This is a genomic window from Agromyces mangrovi, assembly GCF_030296695.1.
Lineage (GTDB): Bacteria > Actinomycetota > Actinomycetes > Actinomycetales > Microbacteriaceae > Agromyces > Agromyces mangrovi.
The window spans coordinates 3,067,588-3,086,091 of record NZ_AP027737.1 but is presented as its reverse complement, the minus strand read 5'-3'; the positions used below and the strand labels follow the sequence as shown (position 1 = coordinate 3,086,091).

At 73.1% G+C, this 18,504-nt stretch carries 17 protein-coding genes and 3 pseudogenes; 5 read left to right on the top strand and 15 right to left on the bottom strand.

Features of this window, described 5'->3' with window-relative positions; all coding sequences use genetic code 11:
* Positions 1-3: 3 nt before the first annotated feature.
* Positions 4-417 carry an arsenate reductase ArsC gene (locus QUE38_RS14690; protein WP_286311844.1) on the bottom strand — a complete coding sequence of 138 codons (414 nt, stop codon included), beginning with the start codon at positions 415-417 and terminating at the stop codon, positions 4-6.
* A 44-nt stretch (positions 418-461) separates the two neighbouring features.
* Positions 462-1,358, bottom strand: a complete 897-nt coding sequence (locus QUE38_RS14685) for a metalloregulator ArsR/SmtB family transcription factor (RefSeq protein WP_286309018.1) — start codon at positions 1,356-1,358, stop codon at positions 462-464.
* Positions 1,359-1,463: 105 nt separating this feature from the next.
* On the opposite strand from QUE38_RS14685, the gene QUE38_RS14680 reads away from it, so the two are divergent.
* On the top strand, positions 1,464-1,811 hold the full coding sequence (locus QUE38_RS14680) for a DUF488 domain-containing protein (protein WP_286309017.1): 348 nt from the start codon (positions 1,464-1,466) through the stop codon (positions 1,809-1,811).
* A 24-nt stretch (positions 1,812-1,835) separates the two neighbouring features.
* On the opposite strand, the gene QUE38_RS14675 is transcribed toward QUE38_RS14680, so the two are convergent.
* Positions 1,836-2,678 (bottom strand): CPBP family intramembrane glutamic endopeptidase, encoded by an 843-nt coding sequence (locus QUE38_RS14675; protein ID WP_286309015.1) that lies wholly within the window; start codon positions 2,676-2,678, stop codon positions 1,836-1,838.
* A gap of 90 nt (positions 2,679-2,768) precedes the next feature.
* Here QUE38_RS14675 and QUE38_RS14670 point away from each other — a divergent pair, with 90 nt between their 5' ends.
* Positions 2,769-3,878, top strand: a complete 1,110-nt coding sequence (locus tag QUE38_RS14670) for a M4 family metallopeptidase (RefSeq protein ID WP_286309014.1) — start codon at positions 2,769-2,771, stop codon at positions 3,876-3,878.
* Between the two features lie 13 nt (positions 3,879-3,891).
* Here the strand turns inward: QUE38_RS14670 and QUE38_RS14665 are convergent, their stop codons facing one another.
* From QUE38_RS14665 to QUE38_RS14650, 4 genes are read right to left on the bottom strand one after another with little or no spacing between them, the layout of a single operon-like run.
* Positions 3,892-4,680, bottom strand: a complete 789-nt coding sequence (locus QUE38_RS14665) for an anti-sigma factor (protein WP_286309013.1) — start codon at positions 4,678-4,680, stop codon at positions 3,892-3,894.
* The gene (locus QUE38_RS14660; RefSeq protein WP_286309012.1) at positions 4,664-5,305 is read right to left on the bottom strand and encodes an RNA polymerase sigma factor; all 642 of its coding nucleotides are present in this window, start codon (positions 5,303-5,305) and stop codon (positions 4,664-4,666) included. Before QUE38_RS14660 ends, QUE38_RS14665 begins: the two co-directional genes overlap by 17 nt.
* A gap of 13 nt (positions 5,306-5,318) precedes the next feature.
* Positions 5,319-6,035 (bottom strand): class F sortase, encoded by a 717-nt coding sequence (locus QUE38_RS14655; protein ID WP_286309011.1) that lies wholly within the window; start codon positions 6,033-6,035, stop codon positions 5,319-5,321.
* Between the two features lie 5 nt (positions 6,036-6,040).
* Positions 6,041-6,883, bottom strand: coding sequence for a DUF4397 domain-containing protein (locus tag QUE38_RS14650; protein ID WP_286309010.1), 843 nt, complete (start codon positions 6,881-6,883; stop codon positions 6,041-6,043).
* Positions 6,884-7,025: 142 nt separating this feature from the next.
* On the opposite strand from QUE38_RS14650, the gene QUE38_RS14645 reads away from it, so the two are divergent.
* Positions 7,026-7,301: a protealysin inhibitor emfourin gene (locus tag QUE38_RS14645; protein ID WP_286309009.1), complete on the top strand. Its 276-nt coding sequence runs from the start codon at positions 7,026-7,028 to the stop codon at positions 7,299-7,301.
* Positions 7,302-7,372: 71 nt separating this feature from the next.
* On the opposite strand, the gene QUE38_RS14640 is transcribed toward QUE38_RS14645, so the two are convergent.
* The 6 genes and pseudogenes from QUE38_RS14640 to QUE38_RS14615 form a co-directional block, all read right to left on the bottom strand.
* Entirely contained in the window at positions 7,373-7,744 is a 372-nt protein-coding gene (locus tag QUE38_RS14640) for an FKBP-type peptidyl-prolyl cis-trans isomerase (protein ID WP_286309008.1), read from the bottom strand.
* Between the two features lie 231 nt (positions 7,745-7,975).
* Positions 7,976-8,377, bottom strand: a complete 402-nt coding sequence (locus tag QUE38_RS14635; protein WP_286309007.1) for a DUF779 domain-containing protein — start codon at positions 8,375-8,377, stop codon at positions 7,976-7,978.
* 4 nt (positions 8,378-8,381) lie between these two features.
* Positions 8,382-9,904 (bottom strand): annotated as a pseudogene (exaC, locus tag QUE38_RS14630) (acetaldehyde dehydrogenase ExaC).
* A 110-nt stretch (positions 9,905-10,014) separates the two neighbouring features.
* A complete protein-coding gene (locus tag QUE38_RS14625) occupies positions 10,015-11,310 on the bottom strand; it encodes a GAF domain-containing protein (RefSeq protein ID WP_286309006.1) in 1,296 nt (431 codons plus the stop codon).
* 58 nt (positions 11,311-11,368) lie between these two features.
* Complete coding sequence (locus tag QUE38_RS14620) at positions 11,369-12,517, bottom strand: PrsW family intramembrane metalloprotease (protein ID WP_286309005.1); 1,149 nt, start codon at positions 12,515-12,517, stop codon at positions 11,369-11,371.
* Positions 12,514-13,913 (bottom strand): annotated as a pseudogene (locus tag QUE38_RS14615) (FAD-binding oxidoreductase). The gene QUE38_RS14620 and the pseudogene QUE38_RS14615 overlap by 4 nt, the downstream one beginning before the upstream one ends.
* Before the next feature lie 92 nt (positions 13,914-14,005).
* Here QUE38_RS14615 and QUE38_RS14610 point away from each other — a divergent pair.
* Positions 14,006-15,601 (top strand): AlkA N-terminal domain-containing protein, encoded by a 1,596-nt coding sequence (locus QUE38_RS14610; RefSeq protein WP_286309004.1) that lies wholly within the window; start codon positions 14,006-14,008, stop codon positions 15,599-15,601.
* 9 nt (positions 15,602-15,610) lie between these two features.
* A pseudogene (locus QUE38_RS14605) lies at positions 15,611-16,484 on the top strand (fumarylacetoacetate hydrolase family protein).
* A 33-nt stretch (positions 16,485-16,517) separates the two neighbouring features.
* Here QUE38_RS14605 and QUE38_RS14600 read toward each other — a convergent pair.
* Both QUE38_RS14600 and QUE38_RS14595 read right to left on the bottom strand, forming a co-directional pair.
* Positions 16,518-18,023, bottom strand: a complete 1,506-nt coding sequence (locus tag QUE38_RS14600; RefSeq protein WP_286309002.1) for an aspartate ammonia-lyase — start codon at positions 18,021-18,023, stop codon at positions 16,518-16,520.
* Between the two features lie 119 nt (positions 18,024-18,142).
* On the bottom strand, positions 18,143-18,457 hold the full coding sequence (locus QUE38_RS14595; protein WP_286309001.1) for a hypothetical protein: 315 nt from the start codon (positions 18,455-18,457) through the stop codon (positions 18,143-18,145).
* Positions 18,458-18,504: the final 47 nt, after the last annotated feature.

The window sequence follows — 18,504 nt, the reverse complement described above, 5'->3', positions numbered from 1 at the left end:
CGCTCAGTTCTGGCCGACGGGCAGCAGTTCGGAGAGCAGGCCCTCGATGCGGCGCCGGATCTCGTCGCGGATCGGACGGACCGCCTCGATGCCCTGGCCCGCCGGGTCGTCGAGCTCCCAGTCCTCGTATCGCTTGCCCGGGAAGACGGGGCACGCGTCGCCGCAGCCCATCGTGATGACGACGTCCGACTCGAGCACCGCCTCGGTGGTGAGCACCTTGGGCGTGTTGCCCGCGATGTCGATGCCCTCCTCGGCCATCGCCTCGACGGCGACGGGGTTGATCTGGTCCTTCGGCGCTGAGCCCGCCGACAGGACCTCGACGCGGTCGCCGCCCAGGGCGCGCAGGTACCCCGCGGCCATCTGGGAGCGGCCCGCGTTGTGGACGCAGACGAACAGGACGGTGGGCGTGTCGGCCATGGTGGTCTCGCTTTCTCGTGTCACGAGAAAGCATAGACAGTGATCTATGAAATGTGAAGTTCGGCCAGCAGGCCCCGCACCCGCGACTCGATGTCGTCGCGGATCGGGCGCACCGCCTCCAGGGGCCGCCCCGCCGGGTCGTCGAGCTCCCAGTCGAGGTAGCGGCGGCCGGGGAAGACGGGGCACGCGTCGCCGCACCCCATCGTGATCACCACGTCGGCCGCCTTCACGGCCTCGTCGGTGAGCGGCTTCGGGAACTCGCCGCCGAGCGGCACGCCGATCTCGTCGAGCGCCGCGACCACCGTGCCGCGCACCTCCCCCGCCGGCTCGGAACCGGCGGTGCGCACGACCACGCGGTCACCCGCCAACTGGTGCAGGATCGCCGCGGCCATCTGCGACCTGCCCGCGTTCTCGACGCACACGAAGAGCACCTCGGGTACGGCGGCCTCGGGACCCTCGGCGCGATCCAGCGCGCTCAGGCGCGACGCCGTGAACGCCGCGGTGCGGGAGGCGAGGCGCGCCGCGGGCCCGGTCGCCGCGAGCCGGCGGTGACTGTCGGCGACGTAGTGCGCGACCGTCTCGCGACTGAACGTGCCGCGGAAGCGCTCGGCGAGGTCCGCGGTGATACGCGCGAGGTCGGGCGGCGCTGAGGGCGCCGCGGGGCGACCGAGCACGGCCTCGACACGATCGCTGCTCGACGGGTCGATGGAGTACCAGGCACGCCGCCCGTCGGGCTCGCGGCGCACGACGCCCTCTGCGAGGAGCGCGCGCATGTGGTGGCTCACGGTCGGCTGCGACACCCCGAGCTCGTCGGCCAGGCGCCCGACGAGTTCGCGGCCGCCGTCGGCGTCGCGGATGAGCCCGAGGATGCGCACGCGAGTGGGGTCGGCGAGCACCGTCAGGGACCGCTCGGCCCCAGGGGCATCCGCCGCGTCATTCATAGGCGGGAGTCTATACAGAAGCGAGACCGACCGGACGAGGACACGAATCGGCGGCAGTCGCGCGGAAATCGAGCCGAAACGGTTCAACAGGAGGATGATCGAGGTATGGACGTCAGGCTGAAACGGGTCTACGACGATCCCGAACCAGATGACGGGGTGCGCATCCTCGTCGACCGACTCTGGCCGCGCGGCATGACCCAGGAGCGGGCCGTGCTCGATTCGTGGACGAAGGACGTCGCCCCCTCACCCGCGCTGCGGGCCGAGTGGCATGCGCACCTCGAGCGCTGGGACGAGTTCGCCGAGCAGTACCGAGCGGAGCTCGCGACCAATGCGGCCGCGGAGTACCTCCGCAACTACGTGCGCACGCACCCGCACGTGACGCTGCTCTACGGCGCGAAGGATCGCGAGCACAACCACGCGGTCGTGCTGGCCGAGTACCTCACCGCCGCCTGAGCGGCGGCCGAGTCAAGGCCACGGCTACGGCGCGAGCAGGAAGATCGGCGGCACGCCGAGGTGCGCGTACACGATCACGAGGAACACCACGAGGTCGAACAGCAGGTGCACCGTGATCACGTACGTGAGCGACTTCGTGAGCCGGAACGTCCAGCCCTGGAGCAGCGCGAACGGGATCGTCAGCAGCGGGCCCCAGGACTGGTAGCCGAGCTCCCACAGGAACGACACGAACACGATCGCCTGCAGGCAGTTCGCGAGCCAGTCGGGGAAGTGCCGGCGCAGCAGCGCGAAGCACGTGACGATGAAGAACAGCTCGTCCCAGATGCCCACCGCGTTGACGCCGACGAACAGGCGCGCGATCTCGTCGGGCTCGGTGACGGTCGGCCAGTTCGTGTACACGCCAGACGTGATGAAGTAGAACGGCAGGATCAGCCAGCCGAGCAGCACCACGAGGCCCAGGTACGACCACTGCACCGGCGTCCAGCGATGCCCCGTGCGCCACGGGAAGCGGATGATGCGATCGCCGAACACGAACCGCGAGATCACGTACGGCACGGCCACAGCGAGCGCGAGCACCGCCCCCATGAGCGCCATGTTCGCGTAGCTGATGTCGGCCTCGAGCGAGATGGTGGAGATGATCACCTGGCCGAGCGCGATCAGCCCGAGGTCGCGCAGCAGCGCGTGCTCGCCGGTCGCGCGCTCGACGATCCAGGCGACGACGAGCCCCACCGCGAGCATCGCGTAGCCGGGCCACTTGAGCTGCACGCCGAACAGCAGCACGGCCGCGCCGCACACGATGAGGGCGGGCACGAGCGCCCACGTGCGGGCGGTGCGCGTGTCGGTCGTGGCGGGCGTGGCGACGGTCACCGTTTCAGGATCGCATACCGGATGCGGACTCGCGCAGGCGGTCGGCGCGTTCGTGGACGAGTCGTCGGCGGCGCGTGCGAGCATCGAGCCATGACGACACGGATGCCTCGAGCCGACGCCCGCACCCGACCTGCAGCGCACCGCTCCTGGATCGTTCCGCCGTACCTGCTGGCCCGCATCGCCGTGCAGCCCGAGCTCGGGCACGCGGCCATCGCCGCGCGGCGCACGCTCGACCGCGACGCGCCGTTCCGCGAGTTCCGCTGCACCGACGAGCATCCGCCGAGCCCGCCCGGGGTGCGGGCCGCGCCCGCACCGGCCGACCGTGCGCCGGGCACGCCGTTCCGCCGCATCTCCGACGCGGGCGGCCGGGAGGTGCTGCCCGGGCGCCTCGTGCGCAGCGAAGGCGGGCCCGACACGGGCGACGAGGCGGTGACCGAGGCGTACGACGGCCTCGGCGACATGTTCGGCTTCCTGTTCGAGGCCTACGGGCGCGACTCGATCGACGGGGCGGGCATGCCGCTCGACGCCACCGTGCACTACGGGCGCGACTACGACAACGCGTTCTGGGACGGCGAGCGCATGGTGTTCGGCGACGGCGACGGTGAGGTGTTCGTCGGCTTCACCAACTCGCTCTCCGTGATCGGGCACGAGCTCGCCCACGGCGTGACCGAGCGCACCGCGAACCTGCGCTACCAGGGGCAGTCGGGCGCCCTGAACGAGCACGTCTCCGACGTGTTCGGCGCGCTGCTGGAGCAGTACGTTCGCCGCCAGGAGGCGCGCGACGCGAGCTGGCTCATCGGCGAGGGGCTGTTCACCGACCAGGTCGAGGGCGACGCCATCCGCTCCATGATCGCCCCGGGCACGGCCTACGACGACGACGTGCTGGGCCGCGACCCGCAGCCCGCCCATCTGCGCGACTACATCGAGACGCGCGAGGACAACGGCGGCGTGCACCTCAACTCGGGCATCCCGAACCGGGCGTTCGTGGTCGCCGCGCTGCGCCTCGGCGGCCCGGCCTGGGAACGCGCGGGCCGGGTCTGGTACGACACCCTCACGAGCGACCGCATCGGACGCGACACCGACTTCGCCGGGTTCGCCGCGGCCACGCTCGACACCGCCCGCGCTCGCTTCAGCGACACCTCGGCGGAGGCGCTCGCCGTCGCCGAGGGGTGGGCGGAGGTGGGCGTGCTCGCCGGCTGACGAACCGGCGGGCTCAGGCGCCGCGCAGGTCGCCGCGCACGATCGAGTCGCCCGAGTGCGCCGGGTCGCCGTCGTCGGGCTCGGCCGAGACGTCGACCAGCGGGTACTCCCCCAGGTCGAGGCCGGCCGGCACCGTGAAGCGACCGGTCGCACCGTCGAGCAGCCCGATGCTCACGAGGCCGGACGCGTCACCGCGGATGAGCCACACCTCGAGCAGGTCGTCCGGGTCGTCGACGCCGGAGAGGTCGACCACGACCTCGCGCGTGCCGTCGGGCAGCTCCTCGACCACCGCGACGCCGCTCGCGCCCGGCCAGTCGGGGAAGCCCGCGAGCTCCGCCTCGGCCAGCACGGTCGGGTCGGGCTCGCGGGAGTTCCACCAGATGCCGGCACCGACGCCCACCACCAGCCCGAGCACGGCGGCCGCGGCCAGCAGCGGCGCCCAGAAGCGGGAGCCGCGGGCGCGGCGGCGCTCGGCCAGGTCGACGGGGGCGGGCGGCACGGTCGCAGGAGGCGGCGCAGCGGGTGCCGCGGGTGCCTCGTCCGCTTCGGAGGCATCCGCCGGTGTCGCCCTGAGCGCTTCGCCCAGGCCGAGCTCGGCGTGGATGCCGGCCCAGACCGACGCGGGCGGGGCCTGGAGCGGGGCGCCCACGGTCTCGCGAGCGAGGTCGGATGCCGCGCGGAGCGCATCGAGCTCCCCCATGCAGCGGAGGCACCCGTCGAGGTGGTCGCGCTCCTCGCGCGTCGGCTCGCGGTCGCCCAGGGCGATCACGGCGAGTTCATCGTCGTCACAGTGCAGCATCATCCACCTCCAATCGGGCTCGCATGCGGGTGAGACTTCGTCTGACGTGGCTCTTCACGGTGCCGAGCGGCATGCCGATCCGTTCGGCGATCTGCCCGTGGGTGAGCCCCTCGTAATAGGCCAGGTGCATGATCCGGCGCGGCTCCGGCGGCAGGTGCGAGAGCTCGTCGGCGACCAGCACGCGCTCCTCGAGTCGGGGATCGACCGTCTCGGTGACCGCGAGCTCGCCCGCTGCCGCCTCGGCGAGCCGCCGCTCGCGCGACCTCGCCTCGTGCATGTCGGCCACGGTGAACCGCGTGATGCCGGTCAGCCAGGCCGACAGCGACCGCTCGGGATCGAACCGGTCGCGCGACCGCCACGCCTTCACGAAGACCTGCTGGGTCACGTCCTCGGCGTCCTGGCTGTTGCCGAGGGAACGCACGGCGATGGTGAACACGAGTCTCGACCACCTTCCGTACGCCGCCGCAACGGCCCACTCCTCGCCGTTGCGGAACGCCTCGGCGAGCCGTCGGTCGTCATTCGCGGGATCCTCCACGTGCCTCCGTTGCCTCCTCGCGGCCGTCGGGTACTCGACCACGAGCGTGCCCGGCGCACCGGGCGCCGTCGCCGCGATCGTGTCCACCAGCATAGTGATCGCCGCCTCACCCGACGGGCTCCGTCAACACCACGACCGAGTCCAGGTAGGTGCGTCGCTCCCAGTCGAACTCGCCGCCGCACGTGATGATCGCGAGCCGGCGTTCGCCGGAGCGGTCGAACACGGCGTCCCAGTCCACCGATCCCTTGCGGGCGGCGTCGCGGGAGGCGATCACGAAGCGCTCCGTCGTCCCCTCGGCCGAGGTCAGCACGATCTCGGTGCCGACCGGCGCGTCCGCGATGGCGGCGAACGGGCCCAGGCCGAACTCGAGGGAGTCGACGTGCGCGGCCACGACCACGGTGCCCGACTCGTCGCCGATGCCCGGTCCGTAGCGGTACCAGCCCGCCACGTTCGGGTTCTCGGGGAGCTCCATCACGTCGCCGTCGACGATGCCGACCCGCACGACCTCCACGTCGACCCCGATGCCGGGGGCGTGCAGCCGCACGGGCGCCTCGGTCGGATCGGCGGGCTGGTCGTCGAGTGCCGAGCTGCGCACGGGCACGGAGGGCACGCTCGCGGTGCCGGCCTCGGCAGGTTCGACGGATGCCGCGGAGGGCACCGGCACGGATGCGTCGATCACCGGGATCGGCGCCTGCCCCGCGACATCCGTCGAGCCTGCCGCGCCGACCGAGCCCGCGGCCAGGGTGCCCGCCGCCAGCAGCGCCGCGAGAGCGGCCCCCGCGCAGCAGGCCGCTGCGACGGAGGCCGCCCTCGTCCGGTTCATGGCGCTCAGCGCTTGCTCCGGACCGGGCTGCGACGGTCGGCCACGCCGATCGCCACGGCCGCACCCAGCAACAGCACGGCGGCGGAGGCACCGAGCCACCACACCGTCGCATCGACGGGCGCGTTGGTCGCAGCGAGACCCGCCTCACCCGCGGGCACGTCGCCCGGGGCCGAGTGGAGTCCGCCGACGGTCTGCACGGCGAGCGCGAGGTTCTCGTCCTCGAGGCTGCCCCACGCGTACGCGATGGTGAGCTCGCCCTCGTTGACGGTCACGTCGGCCGGCCCGAGCACCGGGTCGGTCGTCCCCGCAGCGGCGACCGATGCGGAGATCGTGCCCGCCGGCAGGTCGAGCGACGCCTCGTCCGGGTTCGCGAGGTCCGTGACGACGGCCTCGCCGCCCGCGAGCACGTCGACCGCGGGAGCCGCGGCGATGTGACGCACGGTCAGGCGGCCCTCGCCGGCGGCCGACGAGGAGGTGTCGTTCGTGAACAGGGACGCGGTCGGCGCGCCGTCGGCGTCGAGGTGCGCGGCGGCGGTGTAGTTCATGCCGGCCTCGAGCGGGAGGTCGACCGGGCCGATCGCGGCGTCCTCGGAGTCGGCCGCGTTGATCTGCACGCTGTAGGTGCCGGCCGGGAGCTCGAGCGGGCCGGCCAGGTCGCCGGGCTCGAAGTCCTCGAGGGTGAGGTCGTCGTTCACGTAGACGTCGACGGTCAGGCCGGGCACGCCGTGGAGCACGCTCAGCATGGCGACGTCGCCCTCCTCTGCCGACGCGGGTGCGACTGCGCCGAGCGCGAGAGCCGCGCCTGCGACGATGCCGGCTGCTGCTCCGGCGGCTGTTCTGGTGCGCATGGGATCTTCCTCCTCATCTGGCCCCGATGTCCGGGGCGGAGAACTGCTGTCACCCATGTCTTCCGGTGGGGTCGGTGATTCGGATGCATCCGCATCGAATCTTTTTCCGCGGCCCCGCGGGGCGGGCCGGTACCATCGCGTCATGGACGTCACCGTGTCGCGCAGCGGCGGGTTCGCCGGCCTGTCCGTGCGCTGGCGGGTGCACGTCGACGACCAGCCAGACCCGGAGACCTGGTACCTGCTGATCGCGTCGATCCCGTGGGACGACGTGCCGGAGACCGAGGCGCAGCCCGACCGGTTCACCTACCGCATCGAGTGCCGGCCGCACGAGGCGCGCCTCGCCGACCGGCAGCTCGACGGACCGTGGCGCGAGCTGGTCGACCGCGTGCAGGAGCGCGGCGAGCGCGAGCGGGCGTGAGCGGGCGTGAGCGGGCGTGAACGACGAACGACCCGGCGCGCTGCGCCGGGTCGTTCGGTGAGAGGTGCCGCTCAGCTGACGCCGAGCAGGTCGATGACGAAGATGAGCGTCTTGCCCGAGAGCTGGTGCCCGCCGCCGGCGGGGCCGTAGGCCTGGTGCGGCGGCACGACGAGCTTGCGACGACCGCCGACCTTCATGCCGGGGATGCCCTCCTGCCAGCCGGCGATGAGCGCCGCGAGCGGGAAGTTGATGGACTGGCCGCGGCTCCACGACGAGTCGAACTCCGCACCGGAGTCGTACTCGACGCCGAGGTAGTGCACGTCGACGGTCGAGCCGGGCTGGGCCTCGGCGCCGTCACCGACGACGATGTCCTCGATGACGAGCTCGAGGGGCGCGGGGCCCTCCGGTGCGTCGACCTCGGGCTTGCTGTTGGTGTCTGTCATGCCTCCATCCAATCGGATGACCACTGCTCGGGCAACGCGGAAGCGGGACACGTGTCCCTCATCTGCTTGCGCGGCGGGCACCCCGGATGCATCCTGAAATCCACGAACTCGTCGCCCGAGCAGCGTTGTCGGCAGTGCCACACCACCGGGCGACGAGTTTTGTGCGCGGGCCGTTCCCCCGGCTTCGCACGGGCAGGCGACTCGTCGCCCGGTGGGGTGTCTCGGTGCCGGTCAGGCGCCCATCAGCCGCGAGCGGATGAGGAAGCGCACGCCCTCCGGAGCCTCGAGCGAGAACCCGCTCCCCCGGCCCGGGACGACGTCGACCGACAGGTAGGTGTGCCGCCAGAGCGCGAACTGCTCCGCCGACATCCAGAACGGCACGGAGCGGTCCTCGTCGAGCACGAGTTCGCCGAGCAGCATGTCGGCCTCCCCCGTGACGAACTCCCCGGCCGGGTAGCACATGGGCGAACTGCCGTCGCAGCATCCGCCCGACTGGTGGAACATGAGCGGGCCGTGGGCCGACCAGAGCCGGTCGATGAGCTCCGCCGCCGCGGGCGTGAGCTCCACCCGCGGCGACGCGTCGCCGGCGACCGTGATCGACCCGACGATCGTGCGGAGCGATTCGAGCGACATCGGCCTAGAAGAACCCGAGCGGGCTCTCGTCGTAGCTCACCAGCAGGTTCTTGGTCTGCTGGTAGTGGTCGAGCGCCTGCACGTTGTTCTCGCGGCCGATGCCCGACGACTTGTAGCCGCCGAACGCCGCCCCCGCCGGATACGCGTGATAGTTGTTCACCCACACGCGACCGGCCTGGATGTCGCGGCCGGCCCGGTACGCCTCGTTGCCGTTGCGCGACCAGACGCCCGCGCCCAGCCCGTAGAGCGTGTCGTTCGCGATCGAGATGGCGTCGTCGTAGTCGGTGAAGCTCGTGACCGCGACGACCGGGCCGAAGATCTCCTCCTGGAACAGCCGCATGCGGTTCTGCCCCTCGAAGATGGTCGGTGCGACGTAGTAGCCGTCGCTGAGGTCGCCGCCGAGGTCGACCCGCTCGCCGCCGAGCAGCAGCTTCGCCCCCTCCTGCTGCCCGATGTCGATGTAGCTGAGGATCTTCTCGAGCTGGTCGTTCGACGCCTGCGCGCCGACCTGCGTCTCGGTGTCGAGCGGGTTGCCCTGCTTCGCCTGCTTGGTGCGCTCGATCGCGTCGTTCAGGAACGAGTCGTAGATCGACTGCTGGATGAGCGAGCGGCTCGGGCAGGTGCACACCTCCCCTGGTTGAACGCGAACAGGCTGAACCCCTCGAGCGCCTTCGAGTAGAACGCGTCGTCGCGCTCGGCGACCGACTCGAACACGATGTTCGGGCTCTTGCCGCCGAGCTCCACCGTGGTCGGGATGATGTTGTTCGCCGCGTACTGCAGGATCAGGCGGCCCGTGGTCGTCTCGCCCGTGAAGGCGATCTTGCGGATGCGACTGGAGGACGCGAGCGGCTTGCCGGCCTCGACCCCGAAGCCGTTGACGACGTTCACCACGCCCGCGGGCAGCACGTCGGCGATGAGGCCCATGAGCACGAGAATCGACGACGGCGTCTGCTCGGCCGGCTTCAGCACCACGCAGTTGCCCGCGGCGAGCGCCGGGGCGAGCTTCCAGACCGCCATGAGCAGCGGGAAGTTCCACGGGATGATCTGCCCGACCACGCCGAGCGGCTCGTGGAAGTGGTACGCGACCGTGTCGTTGTCGAGCTGCGTGAAGCTGCCCTCCTGCGCGCGGATGAGGCTCGCGTAGTACCGGAAGTGGTCGCTCGCGAGCGGCAGGTCGGCGTTCAGCGGCTCGCGGATCGACTTGCCGTTGTCCCACGTCTCGGCCACGGCCAGCAGCCCGAGGTTGGCGTCGATGATGTCGGCGATGCGGTTGAGCACCGCCGCGCGCTCGGCCGCGCTCTTTCGGCCCCACGCCGGTGCGGCCTTGTGCGCCGCGTCGAGCGCGAGCTCGATGTCCTCCGCCGTGCCGCGCGCGACCTCGGTGAACGCCTTGCCGTTGACCGGCGAGATGTTCTCGAAGTAGCCGCCCTTCACGGGCTTGACCCATTCCCCGCCGATGAAGTGCTCGTACCGGGGTGCGAAATCGATGAGTGCGCCCTGGGTGCCGGGCGCTGCGTAGACCGTCATCGGTCCTCCTGTTTCCTGACTCCGTTGTCGGTGCCCTCGCTGGGCACGTGTCGACACGGTAGGTCGCGGGAGGTTGCAGCAAGGTTGCAGGGGCGAGCGGATGCCCGTGGCTAGCCCAGTTCGCGCTCGATCGCCTCGATGCGGGCGACGACCCGGGCGCGCTTCGGCGAGCGCGACGGCAGCAGGCGCAGGCACGCGCGCTGCACCTCGAGGTCGTCGCGCGCGGCGTCGGTGTCGGCGTAGCGGGCCAGGTGCTCCACGGCGGCGTCGGCGAGCATCGCCTCGCGGAGGCGCGAGGCGACCTCGGCGCGGATGCGCACGACACCGGGCGCCGTGGACTCGGGCAGCACCGGGCCGGTGCAGCGCTCGAGTGCGCGCAGGTGCGCGCCACGGTCGAGCAGGTCGAGCACCTCGCGGGCGTCGGTCTCGAGCGGTTCGGCGAGTCGGTACGGGCGGGAGGCCGGCACGGGCAGCCCTGCGCCCTCGAGCACGCGGCGCAGGCGCACGAGCTCGGCGCGGAGCGTCACCGAGGAGGCATCCGTCTCGTAGAGCAAGCCCGCCAGGCGCTCGGCGCTGAGGCCGTCGGGCTGCCACGCCAGCAACAGCAGGATCTCGGCGTGACGGAGGCTGAGCCGCAGCCCGCCGAGGCGGGGCGCCTCGCCGCCGAGCACGTGCAGCGCACGGTCGGGCAGCGCGCGGCGCATGCGCGAGCGGCGGATGGTCGCCTGCACGTCGGTCTGGAGTCGCAGGATGCGCAGCTCGGACTCGACCGCGGCGACCGTCGCGGAGACGAGCGCGAGGGTGTGGGGCGCGACCGCCTGGTCGTCGCCCGTGATGTCGATGACGCCGAGGATCGCGCCCGAGACCGGGTCGTGCACCGGGGCGGCCGTGCAGCTCCACGGGTGCACGATCGAGTGGAAGTGCTCGGCGCCCCGGATCTGCACGGCGCGGTCGAGCGCGAGCGAGGTGCCGGGGGCGCTCGTGCCGATGCGCTCCTCCGACCAGTCGGCACCCTCGACGAATCGCATGTCCTCGGCGCGCCGACGGAGGAGGCGGTCGCCCTCGACCCAGAGCAGCCGGCCGCGTGCGTCGCCGACCGCGACCAGCAGGCCGTTCTCCTCGGCGTCGTCGGCGAGCAGGCGACGGATGACCGGCAGCGCGCCGGTCAGCTCATGCTGCGCGCGGTACTCGCGGAACTCGGCGTCGCCGGTCGTGATGCCCGGCAGCGAGCGCTCGGGGTCGACCGCGTGCGAGAGTGCCCGCCGCCACGCCTCGTGCACGAGCGGGCGCAGGCTCAGCCCGGGCCCCGGATCGTCGCCCGCCGCGACCCGCTCGCGCGCGGCGAGCAGCGCATCGCGCCACGCGATCGGCGCCTCGTCGCGCATCGCGTCGTCGGGTGCGGGCATGCGTGGGCTCCGATCGACGTCGTCCGGGTGCGCCCAGCATACGCTGCGCGATGCCGGGTCAGGCCAGCAGCGACGCCCGCGCAGCGACGATCGACGCGAGCAGCTCGCGCTCGTCGGCGACCGCCCGCGCGGCATCCGTCCCGCCGATCGCGGCGCGACCGGTCGCGATGCGCTCGCGCGTGAACGCGAGGTGCGTGGTGTCGCGGATGAGCGCGTCCATCGTGCGACGCGCCGCCGCCCCGCGCGCGGACGCGTTCGCCCGTGCGCGCTGGCGGCCCGCGGGCGTGGTGAACATCTCGATCTCGCCCGCGCTGAACCAGCCCACGGCGGCGTACTCGGCCAGGCGGCGGCGCAGCACCCGGCGCTCGAGCCGGCGCAGCCACACCGTGATGACGATCGCGAAGGCGAACAGCGGCACCTGCACGAGCAGGTAGTAGCCGAAGAAGTCGTCGACGACGAACAGGGCGCCGTTCCAGAGCGCGTGCAGGCCGATCGCGGGCACGAGGCCGACGAGCGCGCCGAGCAGTGCGCTGCGGCCGCGCGCGACGAACAGCCCGATCACGATGCCCGTGCACGCGGTGAACATGACGTGCGCGAACGGCGACATGACGCCCCGCACGAAGAACACCGCGCCGAGCCCGTCGGGGCCGTCCTCGAGCAGGGCGACGCCGAAGTACAGCACGTTCTCGGTGAAGGCGAACCCGGCCGCGATGGTCGCCGCGTAGACGAGGCCGTCGACGGGCCCGTCGAGGTGGGCGCGCGCGGCCGCGGCGAGGATGAGGAGCCCGATCGCCTTCGCGAGCTCCTCGACGATCGGCGCCTGCACGACCGCGCCGAACACGTCGTCGTCGATGCCGCCGAGCACGCCGAGTGCGAGGTCGACGATGAGCGCCAGCGCGACCGACACGGTCGCACCCCAGAGGAACGCGAACCAGAGCGCCCCGCGCGGCTCGGGCTCCCACCGGTCGATCCAGCGCACGGCCCAGAGCACGGCCGCGAGCGGCACCAGGGCGAGCACCGCGCCGGCCGCGGCGGCACCGGTTCCGAGCGCGGAGACGAGGTAGGCGGCGACCGCGAGCCCGACGAGCGAGGCGAGCACGATGCCGACCGCGGCGAGCCCCGCGCCGCGCGATCTCGAGGTGCGCGGCACGGGCGCCTGCAGGTGCGGCTGGGGCCCCGCAGGCCCGGCCGGCGACGACCCGCTCATGCGACCGGCTCGAACATGACGGCGGGGTTCAGGATGCCCGCGGGGTCGAACGCCGCCTTGATGCGCCGCTGCAGCTCGTGCTGCCCGTCGCCGAGCTCGTCGCGCAGCCAGCGGCGCTTCAGCACGCCCACGCCGTGCTCGCCGGTGAGCGTGCCGCCGAGCGCGACGGCCGTGCGGAACAGCTCGTCGGCCGCCGCCCAGACGTGCGGGGGCACCTCGTCGCCCGTGTACACGAAGTTCGGGTGCAGGTTGCCGTCGCCCGCGTGCGCGACGGTCGGGATCTCCAGGCCGTGCGCCTCGCCGATGCGCGCGATCTCGCGGAACATCGCCGGCAGCTGGGAGCGCGGCACCGACACGTCCTCGATGAGCACCTCGCCGGACGCCGCCAGTGCGCCGTGGAACGAGCGCCGGATGGCGAGCAGCCGCTCCCCTCCGCGGCGTCCGCCGCCAGCGCCACGCTGCCGCCCGCGCTCGCGAGCGCCGCGGCGACCTCGGCGGCCTCCGCGGGCGCGGCCGGGCCGTCGGTCTGCGCGAGCAGGAAGGCCGCGTCCGCCGGCGCGGCATCCGCGGCCAGGGGCGTGCCGGCGAGCGCCTCGTCGCCCAGGAACGAGCGGATGCGACGGAGCCCGCCCGGCTCGAGCAGCTCGAGCATCGCGGGGCGCAGGTGGGCGCGCACGACCGCGGCGGCGCCCGCCGCGGCGGACTCGACGTCGGGGTAGGCGGCGGCGATGGTGACGGGCTCGTGACGCGGCGCCGGCCGCAGCCGGAGCGTCGCCTCGACGATCACGCCGAGGGTGCCCTCCGACCCCGTGAGCAGCGCGGTGAGGTCGTACCCGGTGACGCCCTTCACGGTGCGGTGCCCGGTGCGCAGCAGGGAGCCGTCGGCGAGCACCACGACGAGCCCCAGCACGGCCTCGCGCGTCACGCCGTACTTCGCGCAGAGCAGCCCGCCAGCGCCCGTGGCGATGTTGCCGCCGATGGTCGAGATCGCCTTGCTCGCCGGGTCGGGCGAGTACCAGAGCCCGTGCGGCGCGAGCGCCCGGTTCAGGTCGTCGTTGATCACGCCCGGCTCGACGACCGCGAGCTCGTTCGCCTGGTCGATCTCGAGCACCCGGTCCATGCGGGTCGTGTCGAGCACGATCTGCCCGCGGCATCCGTTCGCCCCGCCGGCCAGCCCCGTGCCCGCACCGCGCGTCACCACCGGCGTGCCGGTCGCCGACGCGATCCGCAGCACCGCCTGCACGTCGGCGACGGATGCCGCCGAGACGACCGCGTCGGGAGCACTGTCGGTGCGCCACCCGGAGGCGTCGATGCGTGCCGCGTCGCGCACGCCCGCGTCGGTCGAGACCGCGTCCCCCAGTGCGCGGCGCAGTTCGTCGATGACCTCTGATGCCATGCGATCACCTTAGGGCGGGCCGGCGACGCGCACCGCGCAGCCGTGTCCGATTCCCGCTACCGTTCGCGCCCGCCGGATGCGAGGCTGGAGGCATGCCCGTCACCGACCGACTGCGCGACCCCGAGTTCCGCGAGCGCTACCGCGCCATGAGCTCGCGCGACGCGCGCTTCGACGGGCAGTTCATCACGGGCGTGCACTCGACGGGCATCTACTGCCGGCCGAGCTGCCCCGCCACCACGCCCAAGCCCGAGCACGTGCGCTTCTACCTCACGGCCGCTGCGGCACACGAGGCCGGCCTGCGCGCCTGCAAGCGCTGCCTGCCCGACGCGGTGCCCGGCTCGCCGCGCTGGGACCTCGACGACGAGCTCGCGTCGCGCGCGATGCGCCTCATCGGCGACGGCGTCGTCGAGCGCGAGGGCGTGCCCGGGCTCGCCGCGCGGCTCGGCTACACCCCGCGCCACCTCGGGCGCATCCTCACCGCCGAGCTCGGCGCGGGCCCGCTCGCCCTCGCCCGGGCGCACCGCGCGCAGACCGCCCGCGCGCTGCTCGTGGGCAGCGACCTCCCGGTGGCCGACATCGCGTTCGCCGCCGGGTTCGGCAGCGTGCGCCAGTGCAACGACACCGTCCGCGCAGTCTACGAGCGCACGCCCAGCGAGCTGCGCGCGCTCGCCCGCCGACGCCGGGGCGCGCCCGAGCACGGCGACGCCGGGCAGCTCGTGCTGCGCCTGCCCGCACGCGCCCCGTTCGACGCGGGCGGCGTGCTCGACTGGCTCGACGCGCGCACCGTCGCCGGCATGGAGGCCTCGGCCGACGGCGTGTTCACGCGCGCGCTGCGGCTGCCCGGCGGCCCCGCGCTCGTGCGCCTCGAAGCCGACCGCGACGACCCCGGCGTGCGCGTGACCGCGCACCTCGCCTCGCTCGCCGACCTGCCGCCCCTCGTCTCGCGCGTGCGCCGCCTGTTCGACCTCGACGCCGACGCCGAGGCGATCTCCGCAGCGCTCGGCGCCGACCCGGCACTCGCCCCCTCGGTCGCCGCCGAGCCCGGCATGCGGGTGCCCGGATGCCTCGATCCGCACGAACTGCTCATCCGCGCCATGCTCGGGCAGCAGGTCTCCGTCGCCTCGGCGCGGACCGCGCTCACCCGGCTCGTCGCCGCCCTCGGCGAGCCCGCGGAGCTCGGCGGCACGACCTGGCGGCTGTTCCCGACCGCCGCGGCGATCGCCGAGCGCGGCGGCGAGGTGCTCCGCGGGCCTGCCGCGCGGGTCGCGGCCGTGATCGGCACCGCCGAGGCGCTCGCGACCGGCGACCTGCGGGTCGACGTGGACGTGCCGCGCGACGAACTGCGCGCGTCGCTGCTCGCGAGGCCGGGCATCGGCCCGTGGACCGCCGGCTACGTCGCGATGCGCGTGACGGGCGACCCCGACGTGCTGCTCACGGGCGACGCGGCGCTGCGCACGGGCGCGGCCCGGCTCGGCCTGCCCGGGGGCGCGCGCGAGCTCGAGCGCCGCGGGGCGACGTGGGCGCCGTGGCGCAGCTACGCGTCGATGCACCTGTGGCGCGCAGCATCCGCCCGCCCTGCCGACCGCGTCGCTCCGGTCCCGCCCAGCGGAACGACCGTGGAATCCATTGCAGGACCTGCACGATCTGTTGTCTCCGGCCGACAAGTCCGGGCCGCTGCCGCTCGATAGCCTGAGGGGGTGAGATTCGCACACCTCAGGGTCGACGGCCAGCGGACCCCGGCTCGCGGTGGTGCACGGCGAACGGGCGCTCTTCCTCGACGAGGTGGTCGACGACCCGCCGCGCGATCTGCAGGACCTCATCGAACGCGGCCCCGAGGGCCTCGCGCACGTGCGCGGCCTGGCCGATGCGGCCATCGCCGCCGACGCGCCGACGCACGCCGTGGCCGACCTGCGTCACGCGTCCGCGGTGCTGCGGCCGCCGCACATCCTCGCGATCGGCGCGAACTACGCCGCCCACGCCTCGGAGCTGAAGCTGCGCTCCGAGACCGCGATGACCGTGTTCTCGCTCTGGCCGAACTCCCTCGCCGGTCACGGCGCGACGACCACCTGGCCCGACGAGCTCTCGCACGAGGTCGACTACGAGGCCGAGCTCGGCGTCATCATCGGACGCCCGGCGCGCGGCGTGCGCGTGCAGGACGCGCTCGACTACGTGTGGGGCTACACGGTCGTCAACGACATCACGGCGCGGAACATCCAGTTCTCCGAGGCGCAGTGGTCGCGCTGCAAGTCGTTCGACGGGTTCACGCCGACCGGACCGGTGGTCGTGACCGCCGACGAGATCCCCGACCCGCAGGACGTGTGGCTCACGACCAACGTCGACGGGCACATCCTGCAGGACGCGTCGAGCAACGAGATGGTGCGCTCGGTCGCCGAGATCATCTCCTACCTCTCGCGCTCGGCGACCATCCCGCCCGGCACGCTCATCTCGACCGGCAGCCCCGGCGGTGCGGGCTACTCGCGCAAGCCCCCGGTGTTCCTCGCCGACGGGTCGACGGTGACGGTCACGATCGAGGGCATCGGCGCGCTCACCACGCACTGCCGGGTGGTCTGACCGGCGCCGGGCGCGCGCCCGGCGCCGCGCACGTCAGTCCGACGGCTCCGCCTGGAGCTGGATCACCGGGATCGCGGTCGTGATCGGCTCCATGCCCGACAGCCGGTTCGGCGAGAGCTGGTGGGTCACCGCCTCGCGCGTCATGAGCCCCGCCTCGACGACCAGGTCGGCCACCGGGCGCCCGGTGCGCAACGCCTCCTTCGCGAGCTCGGCCGCCTGCTGGTAGCCGATGAACGGGATGAGCGCGGTGATCACGCCGACGCTCGAGGCGACCATGTCGCCCAGGCGCTCGGTGTTCGCCGTGATGCCGTCGACGCAGTTCACGCGCAGCGTCCAGCACGCCTGGCGCATCCACGCGATCGACTGCAGCAGCGAGTGCGCGATGACCGGCTCGAACGCGTTGAGCTGCAACTGGCCGGCCTCGGCCGCCATCGTCACGGTCACGTCGGTGCCCGCGACCTGGAACGCGACCTGGCTGACCGCCTCGGGGATCACCGGGTTCACCTTGCCGGGCATGATCGACGAGCCCGCCTGCTTCGGCGGGAGGTTGATCTCGCCGAGGCCGGTCTGCGGGCCCGACGAGAGCAGCCGCAGGTCGTTGCAGATCTTCGAGAGCTTGATCGCGCTGCGCTTGAGCGACCCCGAGAACGACATGAACACGCCCGTGTCGCTCGTCGACTCGATGAGGTCGGGCGCGGTCTCGAGCGCGAGCCCGGTGATCTCGTTGAGGTGCCGCACCGCCGCGGACGCGTAGCCCGGGTCGGCGGTGATGCCGGTGCCGATCGCCGTCGCGCCCAGGTTGATCTCGGCGAGGAGCCAGCGGGTCTCCTCGAGGCGCGCCTTGTCCTCGCCGAGCGTCGTGGCGTAGCCGTGGAACTCCTGCCCCAGCGTCATCGGCACGGCGTCCTGCAGCTGCGTGCGGCCGACCTTGAGGATCTCGCGGAACTCCATCGCCTTGCGGTGGAACGACAGGCGCAGCTCCTCGAGCTCGTCGAGCAGGGTGCGCAGCGAGAGCGCCAGCGCGATCTTCAGCGCGGTCGGGTAGGTGTCGTTCGTCGACTGGCTGCGGTTGACGTCGTCGATCGGGTGGATGACGTCGTAGCGGCCCTTCTCGAAGCCGGCGAGCTCGAGCGCGACGTTCGCGATCACCTCGTTGGCGTTCATGTTCGTCGAGGTGCCCGCGCCGCCCTGGATCACGCCGACGACGAACTGCTCGTGGAAGTCGCCGTCGATGATCCGCTGGCAGGCCGCGTCGATGCGGTCGGCGGTCTCGGGGCGGAGCGCGCCGACCTGCTTGTTGGCGCGCGCGGCGGCCTGCTTGACCGACGCGAGCGCCACGATCAGCTCGGGGTAGACCGAGATCGGGCGCTTCGAGATGGGGAAGTTGTCGAGCGCGCGCCGGGTGTGCACGCCCCAGTAGGCGTCGGCCGGCACTTCGACCCGTCCGAGCGAATCCGACTCGATGCGCACCGGCCCGTCGTCGGGTGATCGTCCCTCCCCGTCGGTGTCGGAATGCTGCTCGAGGGGGTGCACGATCATGGGGTCTCCATCGCCATCGGTGGTGGTGCGCCGGTGGGTCGCCGGCATGCTCCGAGCCTACCGCCGCGGGCCGCCCGGTGGCACCGGAGCGGCCCGCGATCCGCGCGATGGCGGGCGGATCAGAAGAGCGCGAACGGCAGTGCGAACAGCGCCAGCGCGACCGTGCCGAGCGCGGCCAGTGCCGCGAAGCCGAGCACGACGGCGTTCAGCACGATGCCCCAGACGGCCATGGTGCGGTTGCCGGGCTCGCGCGAGAGCGAGACGATGCCGAGCGCGAGGCCGGCGATGGGCCCCACGACGGCGCCGCCGCCGGTGAGGATGGAGACGATGCCGAGCACGAGGCTCGCGATGCCGAGACCGCGCGGCTCGGCGCGCTCGGCGCTCGGGCCGTAGGAGACGGACGGTGCGGTGCTGGTCGGTGCGGTGGTGGTCATGGCATCCACGCTACGGATGCCCCGGGGCGCGCGACATCCGGCTGTCC

Excerpts from the sequence above, each read along its gene's own strand:
- QUE38_RS14690 (WP_286311844.1), bottom strand. The coding sequence starts at position 417 with ATGGCCGACACGCCCACCGTCCTGTTCGTCTGCGTCCACAACGCGGGC.
- QUE38_RS14685 (WP_286309018.1), bottom strand. The coding sequence starts at position 1,358 with ATGAATGACGCGGCGGATGCCCCTGGGGCCGAGCGGTCCCTGACGGTG.
- QUE38_RS14680 (WP_286309017.1), top strand. The coding sequence starts at position 1,464 with ATGGACGTCAGGCTGAAACGGGTCTACGACGATCCCGAACCAGATGAC.
- QUE38_RS14670 (WP_286309014.1), top strand. The coding sequence starts at position 2,769 with ATGACGACACGGATGCCTCGAGCCGACGCCCGCACCCGACCTGCAGCG.
- QUE38_RS14665 (WP_286309013.1), bottom strand. The coding sequence starts at position 4,680 with ATGATGCTGCACTGTGACGACGATGAACTCGCCGTGATCGCCCTGGGC.
- QUE38_RS14660 (WP_286309012.1), bottom strand. The coding sequence starts at position 5,305 with ATGCTGGTGGACACGATCGCGGCGACGGCGCCCGGTGCGCCGGGCACG.
- QUE38_RS14655 (WP_286309011.1), bottom strand. The coding sequence starts at position 6,035 with ATGAACCGGACGAGGGCGGCCTCCGTCGCAGCGGCCTGCTGCGCGGGG.
- QUE38_RS14650 (WP_286309010.1), bottom strand. The coding sequence starts at position 6,883 with ATGCGCACCAGAACAGCCGCCGGAGCAGCAGCCGGCATCGTCGCAGGC.
- QUE38_RS14645 (WP_286309009.1), top strand. The coding sequence starts at position 7,026 with ATGGACGTCACCGTGTCGCGCAGCGGCGGGTTCGCCGGCCTGTCCGTG.
- QUE38_RS14640 (WP_286309008.1), bottom strand. The coding sequence starts at position 7,744 with ATGACAGACACCAACAGCAAGCCCGAGGTCGACGCACCGGAGGGCCCC.
- QUE38_RS14635 (WP_286309007.1), bottom strand. The coding sequence starts at position 8,377 with ATGTCGCTCGAATCGCTCCGCACGATCGTCGGGTCGATCACGGTCGCC.
- QUE38_RS14625 (WP_286309006.1), bottom strand. The coding sequence starts at position 11,310 with ATGCCCGCACCCGACGACGCGATGCGCGACGAGGCGCCGATCGCGTGG.
- QUE38_RS14620 (WP_286309005.1), bottom strand. The coding sequence starts at position 12,517 with ATGAGCGGGTCGTCGCCGGCCGGGCCTGCGGGGCCCCAGCCGCACCTG.
- QUE38_RS14610 (WP_286309004.1), top strand. The coding sequence starts at position 14,006 with ATGCCCGTCACCGACCGACTGCGCGACCCCGAGTTCCGCGAGCGCTAC.
- QUE38_RS14600 (WP_286309002.1), bottom strand. The coding sequence starts at position 18,023 with ATGATCGTGCACCCCCTCGAGCAGCATTCCGACACCGACGGGGAGGGA.
- QUE38_RS14595 (WP_286309001.1), bottom strand. The coding sequence starts at position 18,457 with ATGACCACCACCGCACCGACCAGCACCGCACCGTCCGTCTCCTACGGC.